Source organism: Mucilaginibacter sp. OAE612 (assembly GCF_041806395.1).
GTDB classification, from domain to species: domain Bacteria; phylum Bacteroidota; class Bacteroidia; order Sphingobacteriales; family Sphingobacteriaceae; genus Mucilaginibacter; species Mucilaginibacter rubeus.
Genome location: NZ_JBGMUW010000001.1, coordinates 1,009,767 through 1,027,341, shown reverse-complemented (window position 1 = coordinate 1,027,341; position 17,575 = coordinate 1,009,767). Strand labels below are relative to the sequence as shown.

Sequence of the window (17,575 nt, the reverse complement as noted above, 5' to 3'; positions counted from 1 at the left end):
GCTGTGAAAAATAAAATGACCTTTGGGGAGCTACGTTTTATTGGAGAATAAACCAATAATACAATTGGCTCAGGAATAATATTAAGTACCCGTTTAATCATTCACTTTATATAAAATAAGTTCCTTTTAACCTTGTTCAAATATTGTAGCCGTCGCAATTTCTAAACCTGATGGGTTGACAACAACTCAATCAAAACAGCAAAGCACAATCAACTAATAATCAAACATTTAAATCAACATTCAGGTCAATTAGGTAAACCCGTGGTATTTAATGAGGAAAGCAAGTAATAAATCACTTGCTTTCCTTAAAAGAGCACCTTTGCCAAACTCAAAGCATTTTATCAATACCCGGGGTTTTGTTTCAGGTTTGGATTTGCATTAATTTGAGGTTCGGGTACCGGAAAAATATTAACGTGAGCATCCGGATCGGCCGGGTGGAAACGGTACGCGTCATTATAAACACCAAAACGGATCATATCCTGCCTTCTGTAGCTTTCTGCGAACATTTCCCGGCCGCGCTCTGCTAAAAATATTAAAGGAGTTAAACTGGTGAATGGTGCAACCCCTCCATGTACTGTTCGGATTTGATTAACCAAGGCAAGCGTAACCGGGTCGTTCCAATTGCCACTTTTTCTGGCTAATAATTCGGCCTTCATCAGCAAAATATCGGCGTATCTATAAATTGCCAAATCATTATCCAAACTTGACTGCATACCTTTATAAAATTGCCATTTACCAATACGAGCACCCGCCTGTCTCCAGGCATTAGGCTGCAGTTCGTTAATGTAAGGGGTAAAGGTAATAGGCGGACCATTAGGATCCGTCACATCTGCACCGCCGTCCGTTAAGGGGGTTACCCCATCAGCCTGGTATTGAGGTCCCACAAGGAAATTATTCAGCATCCGTTTGTCGAGTGTGCCGGTAGTAGGTGTACCTTTGGGGTCAAGGCCTACAACAGTTCCCTGCGGGCCGGGGTTTTGCGCCGGGTCAATATAGGATTGGTAAAATTCCTGTACCGAAGCAAATCCATTCCATGGCTGGTTATTCATTTGATAAGTGTTCTGGCTTTGCAAGTGCAAGGTCTCCATATTCATATTAAAGCCGCCCGCTTTAACCCCATCAAACGGTATCGCCCAAATAGACTCGGTTGAGCCCGTATTATTCCTTGAAAAGTTGTCGGCGTAATTATTCATCAGCGTATACTTACCGGAATTAATAATTACATCACATGCAGCTAATGCTTTATCATATTGTGGGGTTCCGGTATAAGTTTGGGCATTTAAATATAACTTGGCCAAAGTTGCTTCAGCAACATAATAAGTAACGCGGCCGTAGTATGGGCCATCGCCTGTGCCTATTTTGGGTAGTTTTTCAATATTTGCCAGTAATTCTGATTCAATAAAAGTGTAAACCTCGGCCCGGCTTTTGGTTGCAGGGGGTTTGGTATCCGAAAAATCAGTGGTGATAGGCACGTTGCCAAACAAATCAAGCAGCCAGTAGTAGTAAATGGCCCTTAAACATTTTAATTCTGCTACATAAGTAGCAGCAGTTGGTGATTTACTTACAGCCAGGGCGGCTAAAATTTTGTTACAAGTGGTAACCCCGCCGAAACCAAGGCTCCAGCCATTAGCTGGTTGCGAATCGGTGCTGTTGGTTTTATGTGTTTTTAAACGTACCCAGTGCCCACCGTCACCCCAGTCAGCGCCCCGTGTTGGTACAACAACCTCGTCGGTAGTAACCTCATTTAAGTTAAAGAAAGCACCGTTGTAACCATAAATAGAAGAATATGCAGCGCCCACGGCGGCCGCCAGTTGCTTGTCTGTTTTATAAAAACTATCCTCAGTTACCTGATCGTAGAGCAATGCTTTTTCATCCAGCTTTGTACATGAAGCCGCAGCAAGAAACACCAGCAACGAATATCTTGTTAATGATTTATGTTTCATAATTTGTATATATTAAACTTTGAAATACCTTAATTAAAATCCCAAATTAACGCCGAGGGTAAATGACCTTGTATAAACCCATGTCTCCCTGCGGTCGATACCCGGAGCTAACACATTTCCGGAGTCAGCGTACCTAACCTCCGGGTCAACACCTGTATAACCGGTAATAGTGAAAAGGTTCTGGCCCGAAATATAGGCTCTCAAACTGCTAATCATCCCCGGTTTACTGCTCTTGGCAATCTTGAAAGTATAGCCAAGCGTTGCGTTATCCAGTTTCAGGAAAGATGCTTTTTCAACGTCATAACTGCTGTATGCGGCACCATCGGTAACTTTGGGATTGAAATATTTGGTATTTACTATATTGTAGCTGGTTGCAACATTTGGATTTTCGTAAAACGCGCGGTAAGTATTGATTAACTGATGACCGATAGATGAGCGAAGAAAAAAGTTAAAATCGAACTGTTTGTATCTAAAGGCGTTGGTAATCCCAAATTCAAATTTAGGTAAGCCATTACCAATAACCTGGCGTGGTGCATTTGCCAACCCAACAGTGCCGCCTTTACCGTCAGAGTACTGGTATACGCCATTTGCGTCAACACCTACATATTTGGGCCCGTAAAGTATACCGATCGGCTGACCTTCTACCGCCCTCGTTAACTGCGTGGCTTCCTGGCCAGGAGTGCCAAGGTTGGTAGCCCCTACGTACGAACCTTTTAAAGCGTCAATCAGCTTTGTTAAAACTACGTGGTAACTTGAAATATTGCCACCGGTAGTCCAACTGAAGTCAGGTGTTTTAATAGCTTCATAACTTAGAGCTAATTCCACACCCGAGTTACTCAGTTCGCCAATATTTTCCCAGGTATTGTTGAATAACGCCGGCGGCGAAGGCACCGTAACGTCAAAAATCAAGTCGGTAGTTTTCCTGTTAAAATAGTCAAAGGTACCGGTTAACCTTCCGTTTAACAGTGAAAAGTCTAACCCGATATCTGTTTCAGCTTTTTTCTCCCATTTCAGACCAGGGTTAGGATTTCTGGTGCCACTGTAGGTGCTCAGATATACACCATTACCCGCATAATAGGTACCGCCGCTATTTGATAAAGTAGACAATGAAAGATACGGAAACGGTGGTAACGCACCGGTAACACCGTAGCTGCCGCGCAATTTGAGGTTGCTTATACTTTGAATCTTTAATATTCTGCTCAAATCAAAACCTGCACTAACAGCAGGAAAAAAGCCCCATTTGTTATTTACACCAAACTCTGTTGAACCGTCTCTTCTTAAACTGGCCGAAAGGAAAGCGATATTATCATAGTTTAAGTTTACCCGCCCGAAAAACGAGATCAGCTTATTCTCATTTTTATAACTTTCAACTACACCTATACCATTTTTAAAATCAAGAGCGGCTGCAAAATTCTGACCCGAAGCATCAGTTACAAAATTACCGCCCTGGGCATCAAATCCCTGGTAGAAGAAATCCTGATACGAATATCCGGCGACAGCGGCAATCTCCAGTTTATGTATTGTTTTGTCGTAAGACAAGGTACTTTCAAGTAAACTGTTTTCAGATTCATCATCAAATTTTGCAGAAATGCCCGAACGGCTAAAACCACTGCCCAACGGGAAGCCCCTGGAAATAAAGGCTGTAGTTGGGGAGTACTCTGAATGATAAATGCTTGTTGTTTGTTTAAAATATTTAGTAGCAAATTTCAGCCCTTTGGTTAGCTCATAGGTCGCAGTTCCGCCAATATTAAACTTCTTATTCCGCGCTTCGTTAGTATTTTGAACCAACATTGCCACCGGGTTTGAATAATCAACGAAGTTGGATTCAAAAAAACCACCGCCGGTTAAATCATATAAAGGATCTGTAGAATGAACTGGTGCTGTGGGGTTAAAAATGGTTGCATATTTGAAAGCATCTGGAAAACCAAATTGTGAGTTTCTGTTAGTAGTATTTATATTTAAATTAAGGACCAATTTGTTATCCAAAGCCTTATGTGTGATATTCAAACGGCCATTTAATTGCTGAAAACCAGTTCTGATTGCAACACCCTGACTATTGCGATAGTTTAAAGTTGCATCATAAACAGTACGTTCATCACCTCCCGAAATACCTAAATTATGTACATGTGAAAAGGCAGAACGGGTTATTTCTTTATTCCAATCGGTAGAAGAGCCATAGTTTGTCCCTTTGCCAAGTGCAACAAACTCGGCGGCTGTCATATGCTTGGTAAATTTGGCAGGGGTTTCTTCAGTACCTGAAACGTTATAAGTAAGCTTTGACATCCCTCTCTTTCCTGCGATGGTTGTTATAATGATAACGCCTGCCGAACCGCGTGTGCCATAAATTGCAGCGGCCGAACCATCCTTCAGTACGTCAATACTTTTTATATCATTTGGATCAACTGTATTAATATCAGCCCCCACCTGGCCATCAAGCACTATTAGCGGCTGTGTGTTAGCTCCTAAAGTAGAAAGTCCCCTTAACCTGATGGCAAAACCACCGTTAGGGTCGCCACCCGGGCGTGCGATAGAAAGACCGGCTACTTTACCTTGTAATAACTGTGCAACATCACTGATATTACCTTTATTAAATTGTGCTGCACTTACAGAGGTAATTGCGCTGGTTACTTCCCGCTTTTTCTGGGTTCCGTAACCAGTTACAACCACTTCGTCCAGGCCGTTTGTACTTTCCGTCAACACCACATTAATAACACTTTGCTGATCCTCTCCTAAGACCAATGTTTTTGTTGCCGATTTAAAACCGATAAAAGTAAAAGTGAGCGTATAGTTACCTGCCGGTAAATTAGCGAAGCTATAGTTGCCGTTAACATCTGTTGCTTTATTTAATGAAATTGCACCATCCAGCTTTACTGTAACACCCGCTAACGGACTCTCCTTTGAATCAGTCACAGTTCCTTTAATTACACCTTTGGATGCTACTATGTCAGTAGCAACATCCGCTTTTTCACCGGTTGCCGCGTTATCCTGATTTGATTTTGTAATTAATATCTGGTCATCAATCTGCCTGAATTTGAGCAAAGTGTTAGACAAAATGGCCTTCAGAACTACAGCTATCGATTTATTACTGGCAGCAATATCCAGGTTGAGAATATCTTTCACATCATCATTGCGATACATAAAATGAAAGCTGCTTTGTGATTCGATTTTATGAAAAGCTTTTACAAGTGATTCATTCTTGAGTGTAAGATTCACCGCTACCTGGTCAATTGTCTGACTCTTTACAGGGGCTGCTGAAAATACAGGAATTGAAGTAGCTAATATGAACATTGAAATTATCCCGATTCTCATACACTGTTTAAAATTTAAGTCAATTAGCAGATGAAATCTAAGCGGGTATTTAACAAAATGCCGCGGCTCTGCCAGAATTATGGAAAAATTCATAATTTAGTTTGTTTTAAGTGATTAATGTCTTCGATTGAATGTTAAAATTTAAAACACCCGGCTAATACAATCGATTGCAGTCGAATAGTGTTAGCGACCCTCTGAGGTTATTTCCCCGGAAATGGTTCAGAGGGTTTTTTATGCCGGAAAACTATCCGGACTTCTTTGAAACAGGATCTGTTTGTGATTTTTGAGGTACTTTTTCTTCATATACTTTAAGTTTAATTGGTTTGAGATTTAGTTTAATTGGCTTGAGACTTAGTGGAGATGGTTATGGTAGTCTTTGCTTTATCGTAAGAATAAATGGCGTCATTGAACTCACAAATGCTTTTTAATGCCTGATCCAGGTTAGCAGACTTATTGAAAGTAGAGGTGAAGTGTTTTGAACTAACCAACTGATCTGTAAATAATATTTTAACCTTAAACCGGTCTTCCAATACCTTGGCTGCTTCCCCAAAAGTTACATCTTCGAAATACAAATCATCCTTCGCCGTCCAGATCGTGTAGTTTTTTGCATTTATGTTAGTTTGCGTTGAAATGGATTTTTGCCGGTCAAAGGTAATCTGCTGATTGGGAACGATAATGCCCAGGAGCTTGTTATTATTGCTGACTTTTACCTTGCCTCTGGTAACGGTGACTGTTATGGTTTTATCACCAGGCACTGCTTTTACATCAAATGCAGTACCCAACACGGTTGTTTTTATTTTACCGGTGTGTACAACAAAAGGTTTTAAGTTGTTATGTTTTATGTCGAAAAAGGCTTCACCGGTAAGATATACTTCGCGTTTCGCAAGGCCATCAAATGATGAAGCATAACTAAGTTTGCTACCATAACTGAGTATTACCCTGCTTCCGTCAGGCAGTACCAGAAACAGGTTAGGTTTTGGCCGATGGGCCGAGTATGACTGGGGAGGTTTAACAACCGGTTTATTGTGTAAGAATAAATATCCTATGCCACAAACTCCTATGATTGCCGCTGCGGCAGCTATTTTGTTGACCCAGGTCTTCAGGCGTATTATTTTTTTATCAACCCCGGTATGTTTATCGATGCTTTCCCAAATTGAGGCATTTATTTCTTCCTTGATTTCCTTCTTCTGCTCATCACTCAATAGTGAAATAATATCTGGCTCGGCAGAAAACAACTCGTAATATTTAACTAAAAATTGCTGTTCTTCATCTGTTGCTTCATTATTGAGATATTTATGCAACAGTTCAAGAAAATATTGCTTGTCCATTTAAAATAGGTTGTACTATTGATTATAGATATGACCTATAAACAACCAAAAGTCCCACTCTACTAAAAAATTTATTTTTTACAGACCTAATTATTTTATTGCCCCAAATAAAATGATCAATAAAGAAAGGAAGGGTAATAATGACACTTTCAATTTTTCAATAGCTTTTAGGAGCTGATTTTGAACTGTTTTTCTTGTGAGACCCAATTGTGCCGCGATTTCTTTGGTTGGTAAATCGTTCTGATAATGAAGGCGGAAAATAATTTGCCTTTTGGGAGGAAGCGTATTTAAAAGCGCCTCATAAGATATTAAAAACTCTTTCCAAAGCAAATTGTCGTCAGCTTGTTGACAAGATGCAGGCAGGTCATCAATAACATCAAAGAATGGATGAATGATTTTCTGCTTTTCAACCAGTTTAAACACCTTATTACGTATAGCTACTGTTAAATAAGCCGGTAGATTATGAATACGGAGACTTTCTTTTTTGAGCCAAATATGAGTAAATACTTCCTGGACTATATCTTTTGCCTGATCCGAATCCTTTAAACGTTTATATGCTTCAGAATAGGCGTTCCCCCAATGCTTTTCATACAATAAATTAAATGCATGTTGACTGCCCTGTTCTATTTGCTGTAACAATAAAACGTCGTCAGTATGATTTAACTCAATTGGTTTCATTATAAATTTGATGTTTATAATAGTTACAGTCCGTCTTCATTGAAAACAACTAATTTTGTTTACCAGTCAATAAAATTCAACGTGTAGAGGGAACTATAATTAGGTTTTAATTGTATTACTAATCTAAATCAATTAAATCAATAATCAAATAAAAACTCAAATTAATTGTTAAATAAACATTCATTTCAAGTTCAATGAATATACCCAAAAAATAAATATTGATGTTAGTTTTTCATAGATATAAGAATTTTTCATGAGGGATTCGGCGCAAATTTAAGTGTTACTTTAACATCTATAAAAAGACAGGTTGGAATTAAGAATTGCTTTATCCACTTAGAAAAAATATGGTTATGTGCTAAGCCTTATAGTCAGCGGATTAAAGCAAAATCAAATTTTCTGGACTTTTAAACAAAACAAAGTTGAACTTCTAAACAAAACAGGCAAGCCGCATTAGCGCCATCTTTGTCAAAAGAAAATTCAAAATGGAAAATAACATCAAACAACCAACCGTATTAGTAACAGGTGGCACAGGCTTTATTGGCATCTATTGTATCCTTCAACTCTTACAACAAGGCTACGCTGTTAAAACAACCCTTCGCTCCTTAAAAAGAAAAGACGAAGTAATTAACCTGCTCAGAGGAGCCGGAATCAAATCCTTTGAAAACCTCACCTTTGTGGAAGCAGACCTGACTAATGACCGAAACTGGAACCGGGCAGCTGATGGCTGCACCTATGTGCTGCACGTAGCTTCCCCATTTCCTGCCGAAGAACCCGAAGATGCCAACGAGCTGATTATACCCGCACGGGATGGCGCGTTACGGGTATTGAAAGCCGCCCGCTATGCAGGTGTGAAGCGCGTGGTACTAACGTCATCCTTTGCTGCCATTGGCTACAGCAAAGATCCCAAAGACTACACCTTTACCGAAGAAGACTGGACAGACCCCGAACTGACAGACCGCGCCTACATCAAATCTAAAACGATTGCCGAAAAAGCTGCCTGGGACTGGATCAACAGTGAGGGCCACGCCATGGAACTCACCGTAATAAACCCGGTTGGCGTATTTGGCCCTGCCCTGGGAAAAGACTTCTCCACCTCTATCGGCTTTGTGAAAGGCGTATTGGATGGCCAGATCAAAGAAACGCTGCCCTTCACTTTTGGCGTGGTAGATGTGCGTGATGTAGCCGATATTCACCTCAAAGCAATGACACATCCGGCCGCAGCGGGCGAGCGCTTCCTGGCAACAGCCATCGGCGTCATGAGCCTTTACGACGTGGCTGAGCTTATCCGGAAAGAAAGACCCGAATACGCCGGAAACATCGCCGACCTGAAACCGCTGGATGAATCCTTCTATATTGCCATTTCCAACGAAAAGGCACAGCGGGTATTGAATTGGTATCCTCGCAGTAAGGAAGAAGTGATATTGGCAAGTGTGGATAGTCTTTTGAATTAAGTATTTTTGAGTATGATCACCAGTAGTCTGCAATCCTGTCATTTAGGTCCCGGAATGTCTCCCGAACAGGTCATATCCGATCATTTCTTTCTGTACCTCCTAAAAGGCTCAATGCTGGCATATAGTGGCGACAAGCATTACCACTTTCATCCCGGCGATAGCTGCATCGCCCGTAAGAACCATTTGCTACGCTACACCAAGCAGCAGCAGGACGGTGACTTTAAAAAGATTGTTATCGTCCTGGATGAAGCCTTTTTAAAACGGTTTTTAGCCCGGCACAGGGTAGATACCGGCATCGCCACATCAGACGATTCCATCCGGCCGGTCAAGGACGATCAGCTGCTTACCAGCTTCATCCATTCCCTCGAACCCTATTATAGGGGCGAGGCCGAGATCGAGGAAGCTTTTGCAGATCTCAAGCGGGAAGAACTGCTATTGATCCTGCTCAAAAACGACCCAGGCCTTGCTGCCGTATTGTTCAACTTCGGTGCGCCGCAAAAGATAGACATCGAAGCTTTCATGACCCGGAACTTCAGGTTTAATGTCCCTTTGGAGCGCTTCGCGTTTCTGACAGGCAGGAGCCTATCCGCTTTCAAGCGTGACTTCCGGCAAATCTATAACGACACGCCCGGACGCTGGCTGACAAAAAAGCGATTGGAAGAAGCTTACTTTCTCATCCACCAGCAAAGCCAAAAGCCCAAAGACATTTATCTTGAGCTGGGCTTCGAGAATCTGTCTCATTTCTCCTTTGCCTTTAAAAAGCAATTCGGGCTTGCGCCGACTGCTGTGCTTTACTGAAAAAAGAACCAGACTTTCGTATAGTCTATAACTCGCTTACCGGGGAAATAGCACATATGAACTCACTTAGTAATGACTTTTACAGGGGCTACAAAGTTGATACAATACTCGTTGGTGGGTGGAGATTCTGTTGAACTTGACCACTATGTTCCGGGGCAAGCTGACACGACGACTGTCGATTCAAGATATGGCAGGCCCTCAAAAGTGGCCTCATGTACAAAAAAAGCCGTTTCCTGGTAACTGAAACGGCTTTTCTTGTGAGTGATCCCATTTGGATTCGAACCAAAGACCTACAGATTAGAAATCTGTTGCTCTATCCAGCTGAGCTATAGGACCATCGCACCTAAACTACAAATATAAGCATGGTTTCGAACCCATGGTATACTGTATATTTTTTTGCGGTGCAAATATGCAAAATTATGCTGAAAATAACAATCAATTTGGTAATTGATTTGCTATAAGCTGCTTAACAGCTTGTTAATGTAATACGGGCTCTTGTTTATTTTTGTTTTTAATTGTTTCACAAAATCCGTCCGTCCGTCCAAAGGTGTAACCCTTGTCCATTGCCCAATCGATAAAATCAGCTACCCTTCGTGCAAAAGCTTCGCCCGAGTTTCTGGAAACATAGCCCGGGAAACCGAACTTTTCTTTATCGTGCAGGTCGGTAAATTCCCAGGGGTGGAAATACAAGTTCAGATAACCGTCTTTTTTATGCGTTGCCGAAGCCATACGTTTTAATAAAGATAGCGGCAAATTATGAAAGCTTAGCCAAAACAGCGGAAAGCGTACCAACGGCGAAACCGAAGCCGGAATCTGCAGCACATCATGGTCATAAAACCAGGTACGTGGTTTATTAAAATTATTATACCTTCCTGGCAGCCATGTCGGATTTATGGATGAGTTATACCCGTAACCGGCTTTCGCAATCTCAATCTCATCCACCGGCATCATCCGGGCCATCCGAAAACCTGTTACTTCAGTCCCGGAAATATTCTCCAAAGCCAGCTTCGACTGCCTTAAATGCTCAACCTTAAAATCAGAGTGATAATACCCGTGCGAGGCTACTTCATGTCCTTCGGTCACCATCTGTTTGATGACATCCGGCCTATTGATGGCATAATTTGCAGTGCAAAAAAAAGTAACCTTTATATTTTTCTGCCCCAGTAATTTGAGTATAGCATTGGTACCCCTTGTTGAAATTTCAAGCTGCTCATCAAATGGTATTGATTTGCCGTACTCAAACGGCATATCAAACTCTTCAACATCAAACCCTAATAAAATCATTATCTACAATAACAACATTTGATGACCGGATAATATAATGCGGGCGATGTTTTGACTGCATAAAAATTTTCCCCACATATACCCCTATAACGCTCATCACAAGCAACTGAAGGCCGCCAAAAAAGGCTATGGTAGCAATAATTGATGCCCAGCCCGAAACCGCGTAACCCAAAAAATAACTTACCAACACGTATGGTATATACAAAATAGCCAGCGACGAAAAGAACAAACCAATTAACGATACAATATAAAGCGGCCTTGCGCTGAAAGCTACTATGCTGCCTACAGCAAGCTTAACCAGTTTTGAAAAAGAATAGCTTGCCTCACCTGTATGTCGTTTTGATGGCACATAAGGAATGCCAACCTGTTTATATCCCGCCCATTTAATTATTCCCCTGAAAAAGATCTCGTATTCGTCAATCAGTTTAAGCTGTTTTACTACTTTTTCATCAATCAACCTGAAATCGGCGGTACCATTTTCCATCTTGATATCCGAAAGCATGTTAAGGCCTTTGTAAAACAATTTTGAAGTAACTTTCTGATAACCTTTGCCATGAGGGTTTTCGCCTTCGCGATAGGTGTAAACAATATCATAGCCACTTTCCCAAAGGTTTAACATCTTCAGGATCAGTTGTGGCGGGTGCTGCAAATCAGCATCCATTGTTATCACGGCATCGCCCTGCGCCATTGCAATACCGGCCTTAAGAGCATAATCTTTACCAAAGTTGCGCGAAAGTTCTACATAAAATACATTGGAATGCAGCTCGGCATTGATCTTTAACTCATTCAGGGTATTATCGCGGCTTCCGTCGTCAACAAAGATCAGCTCATAGGCATATCCCGTGGGCGAAAGTGTTTCACGAAGTTGCTCAATTAAATAACTAATGTTTTTTTCTTCGTTATGAGAGGGTATAACAATAGAGATCTTCTTATCGGCAAGGTAAGTCATAGTTATACTATGGATTTTTAATTGTAATAGGTGGTATAGTAATTAAAGCTTATATTTGAATACCTTTTAGGCACCGCTTTTTTACTTAAATAACCTTACGCTAATTTGTTACAAAATGTAACTGCCGTAATCAGATTTAAATAAAGGTGTCAAATTCCTCAAATGTAACTTTTATGTTACAAACATAAAAATTATTTATTAATCTGCAAGTTTTCCGGGGTTTACATCAAAAATTAGCCCCTGCAGAATTGTTTTCATATCAGTAATCCTCTAAACTGCGGCCGTATTCAATACACTTTTCTTTTCGCCCGCAAAATCCCTGGTGAGCGTTTCGTAAATTATTTTAAGCCAGATCAAAAAGCAGGGTATCGATTTTAGTTTATAAGGAACAATATATTGGGTACGGATAAAGGAGGGAAAAAGATCTGAAGGCGAAAGACTTGTTATCAACAGCGCCAAAACCAACAGGAAAATCTCGAAGCCGGTTACCGGGCGGTTTAAATTCATAAACCAAACGGCTACCCCGACAAAAGCAATGATATAAGTTGATGATTCGGCCGAACTGCTGAATATCACCGCAAAGATCAGCACCGACGATAGGATGAGCCGCTGATATTCCAAAATTTTATAAGCGCCTATGCGCAGGTATGAAAGTGTGAACAGCACTAGCGCCGGTCCTATTACATACATATTTTTGAGGTCCTCATAATGAGATATCCTTCGGATAAAACCGGTAACGCAAATCTCCTGCATTAACGAATGTTGATTACCTGAATTTTTGATCATAAGGTCGGTATACCAGTCGTGATAAGTTTGGATGATAAACGAAGGTGACGAAATAGCCATCGGCAACACAAACAACACTACCGACCAAAATATAAAGCTGAGCACAAACCTTGGTTTGTTGGTTGAAAAGAAAAAGAAAGCCAGTCCAACTATACCGTACAGCTTGATGAACGCACCAAGGGCAATCATTAATGCAGCCCAAAAATCCTGTTCGCGTTTGATAAAATTAAACCCCAATATGATCAGCGCCGCTATCATGGGGTTGCTCTGCACATTGGCCGATGCCGTCATCAGCTCATGGGCGCACAACAAAAGCACAATAACATACTGATCTTTTTTTAGCGGCAATAATTGAATAGCCTTAAACAGGATAAACGCATTAAACATCACCCATAAAATAACCCCGATACTATCTGGCAGGATAGAAAATGGCGCCATGATTATTGAAAATACCGGTCCATAGTGGTTCAGGTCATAATAATGCTCGGGCTGGTAAGCGTACAGGTTATGCTGATGAATGGTATTTAAAAAGTTATATTTAAATATGGTGTAATTGTTAAAGCCCTGGTGGGCTAAAACACCTTTAATTACCAAAAATAAACTTAGGCCAAACCATAAAGAATATACAAAAGGTTTGTTGGTGATAAGCTTAGCAAGTTTTTGCACGGATTAGGGGTCGTTAAATTTATGCGAAGATATAAATATGTCACACAATTATTACAAGCACAGGAATTAACTTGCCTGTGTTATCTTTGATCAAATCCAATCATTACCATGAAACCAAACCCCTCCCCCATTAACCATAACCCCGATCGCCGTAAATTTATTGGTCAGTTAGGTGCCTTAGCCGGTACTGCAGCATTGTTGTCGGCTCCATTTGCTGCTGATGCCATAACCCTTGTTAAGCCCGATGAAAACATCACCGTAGGGCAAATCATCGATCTGTTTATGAAACAGGTGCCAGGCGCTCCCTTCCCTAATACGGTTGATACCTTAAAATCAGGCAATCGCGATATTGTTGTTACCGGAATAGTTACCACTATGTTTGCAACCATTGCCATTATTGAAAAAGCAATCAGCTTAGGCGCTAATTTTATCATAGCACACGAGCCAACTTTTTATAACCATGCCGATGAAACCACCTGGCTGGCTAATGATGACGTATTTCAGTATAAAAAACAATTGCTCGACAAGCACAACATTGCGGTTTGGCGCAACCATGATACCATACATAGCCTTAAACCCGATGGCGTTGGCATTGGTTTGTTAAAGCAGCTTGATTGGATAAGCTATTACAAACCTGAAACAGGGAACCTGTTAAACATTCCGTCTACCTCCTTAAGTTCGCTTATCGAAACATTTAAAAAGAAGCTAAAAATTGAGAAGGTACGCTACATTGGCAATCCATCACAAAGCTGCCAAAAGGTGCTGCTGTTACCTGGAGCGGCCGGCGGTAAAAGACAGATCACCGAAATGAGCACCAAAAAACCAGATGTACTGATTTGCGGTGAAATTTCAGAATGGGAAACTGCCGAATATGTGAGGGATGCCCAAGCCAAAGGCGATAAACTTTCATTAATTGTATTAGGGCATATTGCCAGCGAAGAACCGGGTTCGGAGTTTATGATAGGATGGCTGAAGCAAAACGTACCCGGCATTAAAGCCACACACATTCACCCGGGTAATTCACTTGCGTTTATGTAACCCGTTTGTGATACAAAATACACGTTTTAGCATTAATTAAAGCCAATATTTTGCTTAATAATGTAACATTGCGTACAATTGTAAATTACTCTGTTTTTAAATTGTAGGGCGCACCGCTTATCTGTAAACTTTACATTTAAAAAAAGGTATAGTTGACCTGATTAATTATTGATAACAATGGTATAAAAGCACCATTTAAAGTTTAATTTATACAAAAAAGTAGCTATAATTTAAGTAAAAATCGCAATTTTCAATTTTTAAAATACTAAGTGTTTTTTTTACAATAAGTAAATCCTACTTTTAACCGATTTTTAAAAAAACAAAAATTTATGATCATAATTGCTGACGGTGGCTCAACCAAAACAAATTGGTGCCTGGTTACCGAAGAGGGAAAAAAAGTTTACTTCAATACCGAGGGTTATAACCCCTACTTTTCAAGTACAGAGTATATTATACAGTCACTGAACGAAAGCCTGCCAACCGATCTTGAAAAAAACCTGATCACAGAGGTAAATTACTATGGTGCCGGCTGTTCAACCCCCGAAATGCGTAAAATTGTTGAGGAAGCTATGAAAGTAGTTTTCACCGGCGCTAAAGTTAATATTGGCCATGACTTGCTTGCTGCTGCCCGTGCTTTGCTTGGTAACACCGAAGGCTTTGCCGCCATATTAGGTACCGGAACCAATACCTGCATTTATGATGGTAAAGAAGTTGTACACAATATTGATTCGGGCGCCTATATTCTTGGTGACGAAGGCAGCGGTTGCTACATCGGCAAAAAGCTGTTAACAGATTACCTGCGCGGTTATATGCCTGAGCCTGTACGTGCCCTTTTCTGGGAAACTTACAAACTTACTCCTGATGATATCAATGAGCAGGTTTATACCCAGCCGCGTGCTAACCGTTTTTGCGCAAGCTTCAGCAAATTTGTTTACGATAACAACGTACACATCGAATATTCACGCAACCTGGTACGTACCTCGTTCGAAGATTTCTTTCGCAATCTGGTAACCCACTACCCTGATTACCAAAAATACACTTTCAACTGCATCGGTTCGGTAGGTTATAACTTCCGTAACGTGCTGGAAGAAGTGGTTACTGAAAACGGTATGGTTGTTGGCAACATCATCCGCTCACCTATAGATAACCTGGTGAAATACCATTTGGAATTAGCACCTTCTTCTTTATAGTTAGAAGCAAGACATCAAGAATCAAGACCTAAGACGTCAAGATTTTAAGCTAAAAAGGACTGGAAGATTTTCCGGTCCTTTTGCTTTTTACGTGTTCTTCAACAAATGAATGGGATGATTCTGCCGTCTGTATACCTGTGTCACTACACTTTCTACAGATAGTGGATACCTGCCCCCTCCACCCCGTCATTGCTTCGCGCCTCGCAATGACGGGGTGAAACGATCACTAAAAACAAAAGGGCTGGAAAATCTCCCAACCCTTCTGTCTTATAATTCTATTTCTTTCTTGGCTCTTGATTCTTGACTTCCTGACTCTGTCCTGACTTCCTGACTCTCTAAAAGCTACACCAAATTCATCTCTCCCTGAAAAATCTTGCCGTACTTACGTTTATCAAACTTGTACAGTTTAGCGGCGCGGTATGATACCCCCTTCTGCTTTTCATCAAGCTCCTTCAAAAAGCCATAGCTGAGCATCTTTTTGCGAAAATTGCGTTTATCAAGCTTCTTATCCAAAACAGCCTCATAAAGCGACTGCAATTGGGTAAGCGTAAATTTTTCGGGCAATAGCTCAAACGCTATCGGCTGATAGTGTAGCCGGCGCTTTATCTTATTGAACCCTGTTTTAAAGATCTCACTATGGTCAAACGCCAGTTTAGGCAATTCGCTTACCGGATGCCAGAATGCTTTTTTGGCATATTGTGTAACCGGTCGTAATTCCTTTTGCCCGTTTATGCGGATCAATGCATAGTAAGCAACCGTAATTACACGGCCCTGGGGGTGGCGGTTCACTTCGCCAAAAGTATGAAACTGCTGCATGTGCAAATCACGTAAACCTGTAAGCTCATACAGGATCCGCTCAGCCGCATCATCAATACTCTCGTCTTGCTCAACAATATAGCCGGGCAGTGCAAGCCAGTCTTTATATGGCTCCTCGTTTCGCTCAATAAGCAAAATTTTAAGCTCGCCGGCTTCAAAGCCGAATATCACGCAGTCAATCGAGAATACGGAATCAAACTTGGGTAACATTAGTTCCAAACTATTAGTGAGATTTAGTTAATAAGTTTAAAGATATAGCCTTAATTCCTAATCCAAAAAAAAATAAATAAAATTTAATGGTGTAATTTACACACAGTATCTTCGTAGCGTAAAATTAAGGAGCGAAAGATGCGTAAAATTTCAAAAATAGGGGTTTTAACTTCAGGCGGTGATGCCCCCGGAATGAACCCTTGTATACGTGCCGTTGTGAGGACCGCACTGTATAACGGGCTGGAAGTTGTAGGTATAAGGCAGGGTTATAAAGGCCTTATCGAAAACGACATGTATGAAATGGATAAACGCTCGGTAAGTAACATCCTTAATTTGGGCGGCACCATTTTAAAAACCGCGCGTTGCCTGCCTTTCAAAACTGACGAGGGCATGGAGATAGCATACCAAAACGCCAAAGCCCGTGGTATCGATGCCCTTGTGGTTATTGGCGGTGATGGTACTTTTACCGGTGCCCTGCGTTTTTCACGTAAGTATCCCGACATTGCAGTAATGGGCGTACCGGGTACAATTGATAATGACCTTTGCGGTTCAACCTATACCCTTGGTTTTGATACCGCTACCAATACGGTTATCCAGGCTATCGACAAAATCCGCGATACTGCCGATGCGCATGACCGCCTTTTCTTTATAGAGGTTATGGGCCGCGACTCGGGCGCTATTGCCTTGCGTGCAGGTATATCATGCGGTGCCGAAGCTATTTTACTTCCTGAACGCGCTACTGCTATTGATGATTTGATCGTAAACCTTAAAGAGGGCCACATGAACAAAAAATCATCAAGCATTGTAATTGTTGCCGAAGGTGATAAAAACGGCGGTGTTTATGACGTGGCAAAGGCTGTACAACAAGAAGTTAAAAATTACGACATAAAAGTTACTATCTTAGGCCACTTGCAACGGGGCGGTGCGCCGTCAAGCTTTGACCGTATTTTGGGCAGCAGGCTTGGCTTTGCAGCAGTTAACGCTTTGGTTGCCGGCGAATCACAAAAAATGGTAGGTTTGCAGGCCAATCAGATCATGATGACAGACCTGGAAGCAGCACTTAACCAGCACGAGTTTAAGCTTGAAGAAGACCTTTTACAAATGATGGATATATTATCGATATAGATTA

Annotated in this window: 13 protein-coding genes and 1 tRNA gene; 5 read left to right on the top strand and 9 right to left on the bottom strand. The window is 41.2% G+C overall.

Translation table 11 applies throughout. The features are described 5' to 3' along the window. Positions 1-341: 341 nt before the first annotated feature. The 4 genes from ABID99_RS04425 to ABID99_RS04410 all read right to left on the bottom strand — a co-directional run bounded on the left by ABID99_RS04425 (position 342) and on the right by ABID99_RS04410 (position 7,258). Entirely contained in the window at positions 342-1,943 is a 1,602-nt protein-coding gene (locus ABID99_RS04425) for a RagB/SusD family nutrient uptake outer membrane protein (protein ID WP_373612992.1), read from the bottom strand. A 33-nt stretch (positions 1,944-1,976) separates the two neighbouring features. Continuing rightward, entirely contained in the window at positions 1,977-5,252 is a 3,276-nt protein-coding gene (locus ABID99_RS04420) for a SusC/RagA family TonB-linked outer membrane protein (RefSeq protein WP_373612991.1), read from the bottom strand. Positions 5,253-5,587: 335 nt separating this feature from the next. Then, positions 5,588-6,580 (bottom strand): FecR family protein, encoded by a 993-nt coding sequence (locus ABID99_RS04415; protein WP_090534924.1) that lies wholly within the window; start codon positions 6,578-6,580, stop codon positions 5,588-5,590. A 90-nt stretch (positions 6,581-6,670) separates the two neighbouring features. Then, complete coding sequence (locus tag ABID99_RS04410) at positions 6,671-7,258, bottom strand: RNA polymerase sigma factor (RefSeq protein WP_090534923.1); 588 nt, start codon at positions 7,256-7,258, stop codon at positions 6,671-6,673. A gap of 482 nt (positions 7,259-7,740) precedes the next feature. Between ABID99_RS04410 and ABID99_RS04405 the strand changes: the two genes are divergently transcribed. Together ABID99_RS04405 and ABID99_RS04400 are read left to right on the top strand one after the other, a co-directional pair. After that, positions 7,741-8,709 carry an SDR family oxidoreductase gene (locus tag ABID99_RS04405; RefSeq protein ID WP_373612990.1) on the top strand — a complete coding sequence of 323 codons (969 nt, stop codon included), beginning with the start codon at positions 7,741-7,743 and terminating at the stop codon, positions 8,707-8,709. A 12-nt stretch (positions 8,710-8,721) separates the two neighbouring features. Next, a complete protein-coding gene (locus ABID99_RS04400; protein ID WP_373612989.1) occupies positions 8,722-9,507 on the top strand; it encodes a helix-turn-helix domain-containing protein in 786 nt (261 codons plus the stop codon). Between the two features lie 262 nt (positions 9,508-9,769). Here ABID99_RS04400 and ABID99_RS04395 read toward each other — a convergent pair. The 4 genes from ABID99_RS04395 to ABID99_RS04380 all read right to left on the bottom strand — a co-directional run bounded on the left by ABID99_RS04395 (position 9,770) and on the right by ABID99_RS04380 (position 13,192). Further along, a tRNA-Arg gene (locus tag ABID99_RS04395) sits at positions 9,770-9,843 on the bottom strand. Positions 9,844-9,984: 141 nt separating this feature from the next. Next, a complete protein-coding gene (locus ABID99_RS04390) occupies positions 9,985-10,791 on the bottom strand; it encodes a polysaccharide deacetylase family protein (RefSeq protein ID WP_373612988.1) in 807 nt (268 codons plus the stop codon). Next, positions 10,772-11,740 carry a glycosyltransferase family 2 protein gene (locus ABID99_RS04385; RefSeq protein WP_373612987.1) on the bottom strand — a complete coding sequence of 323 codons (969 nt, stop codon included), beginning with the start codon at positions 11,738-11,740 and terminating at the stop codon, positions 10,772-10,774. Before ABID99_RS04385 ends, ABID99_RS04390 begins: the two co-directional genes overlap by 20 nt. A gap of 270 nt (positions 11,741-12,010) precedes the next feature. Beyond that, positions 12,011-13,192, bottom strand: a complete 1,182-nt coding sequence (locus tag ABID99_RS04380) for a glycosyltransferase family 87 protein (RefSeq protein WP_188833901.1) — start codon at positions 13,190-13,192, stop codon at positions 12,011-12,013. Positions 13,193-13,300: 108 nt separating this feature from the next. On the opposite strand from ABID99_RS04380, the gene ABID99_RS04375 reads away from it, so the two are divergent. After that, on the top strand, positions 13,301-14,230 hold the full coding sequence (locus tag ABID99_RS04375) for a Nif3-like dinuclear metal center hexameric protein (protein ID WP_373612986.1): 930 nt from the start codon (positions 13,301-13,303) through the stop codon (positions 14,228-14,230). A 329-nt stretch (positions 14,231-14,559) separates the two neighbouring features. Continuing rightward, the gene (locus ABID99_RS04370) at positions 14,560-15,420 is read left to right on the top strand and encodes an N-acetylglucosamine kinase (RefSeq protein ID WP_176628580.1); all 861 of its coding nucleotides are present in this window, start codon (positions 14,560-14,562) and stop codon (positions 15,418-15,420) included. 342 nt (positions 15,421-15,762) lie between these two features. Here the strand turns inward: ABID99_RS04370 and ABID99_RS04365 are convergent, their stop codons facing one another. Then, positions 15,763-16,455: an NUDIX domain-containing protein gene (locus tag ABID99_RS04365; protein WP_371328320.1), complete on the bottom strand. Its 693-nt coding sequence runs from the start codon at positions 16,453-16,455 to the stop codon at positions 15,763-15,765. 129 nt (positions 16,456-16,584) lie between these two features. On the opposite strand from ABID99_RS04365, the gene pfkA reads away from it, so the two are divergent. Next, a complete protein-coding gene (pfkA, locus tag ABID99_RS04360; protein WP_090527738.1) occupies positions 16,585-17,571 on the top strand; it encodes a 6-phosphofructokinase in 987 nt (328 codons plus the stop codon). Positions 17,572-17,575: the final 4 nt, after the last annotated feature.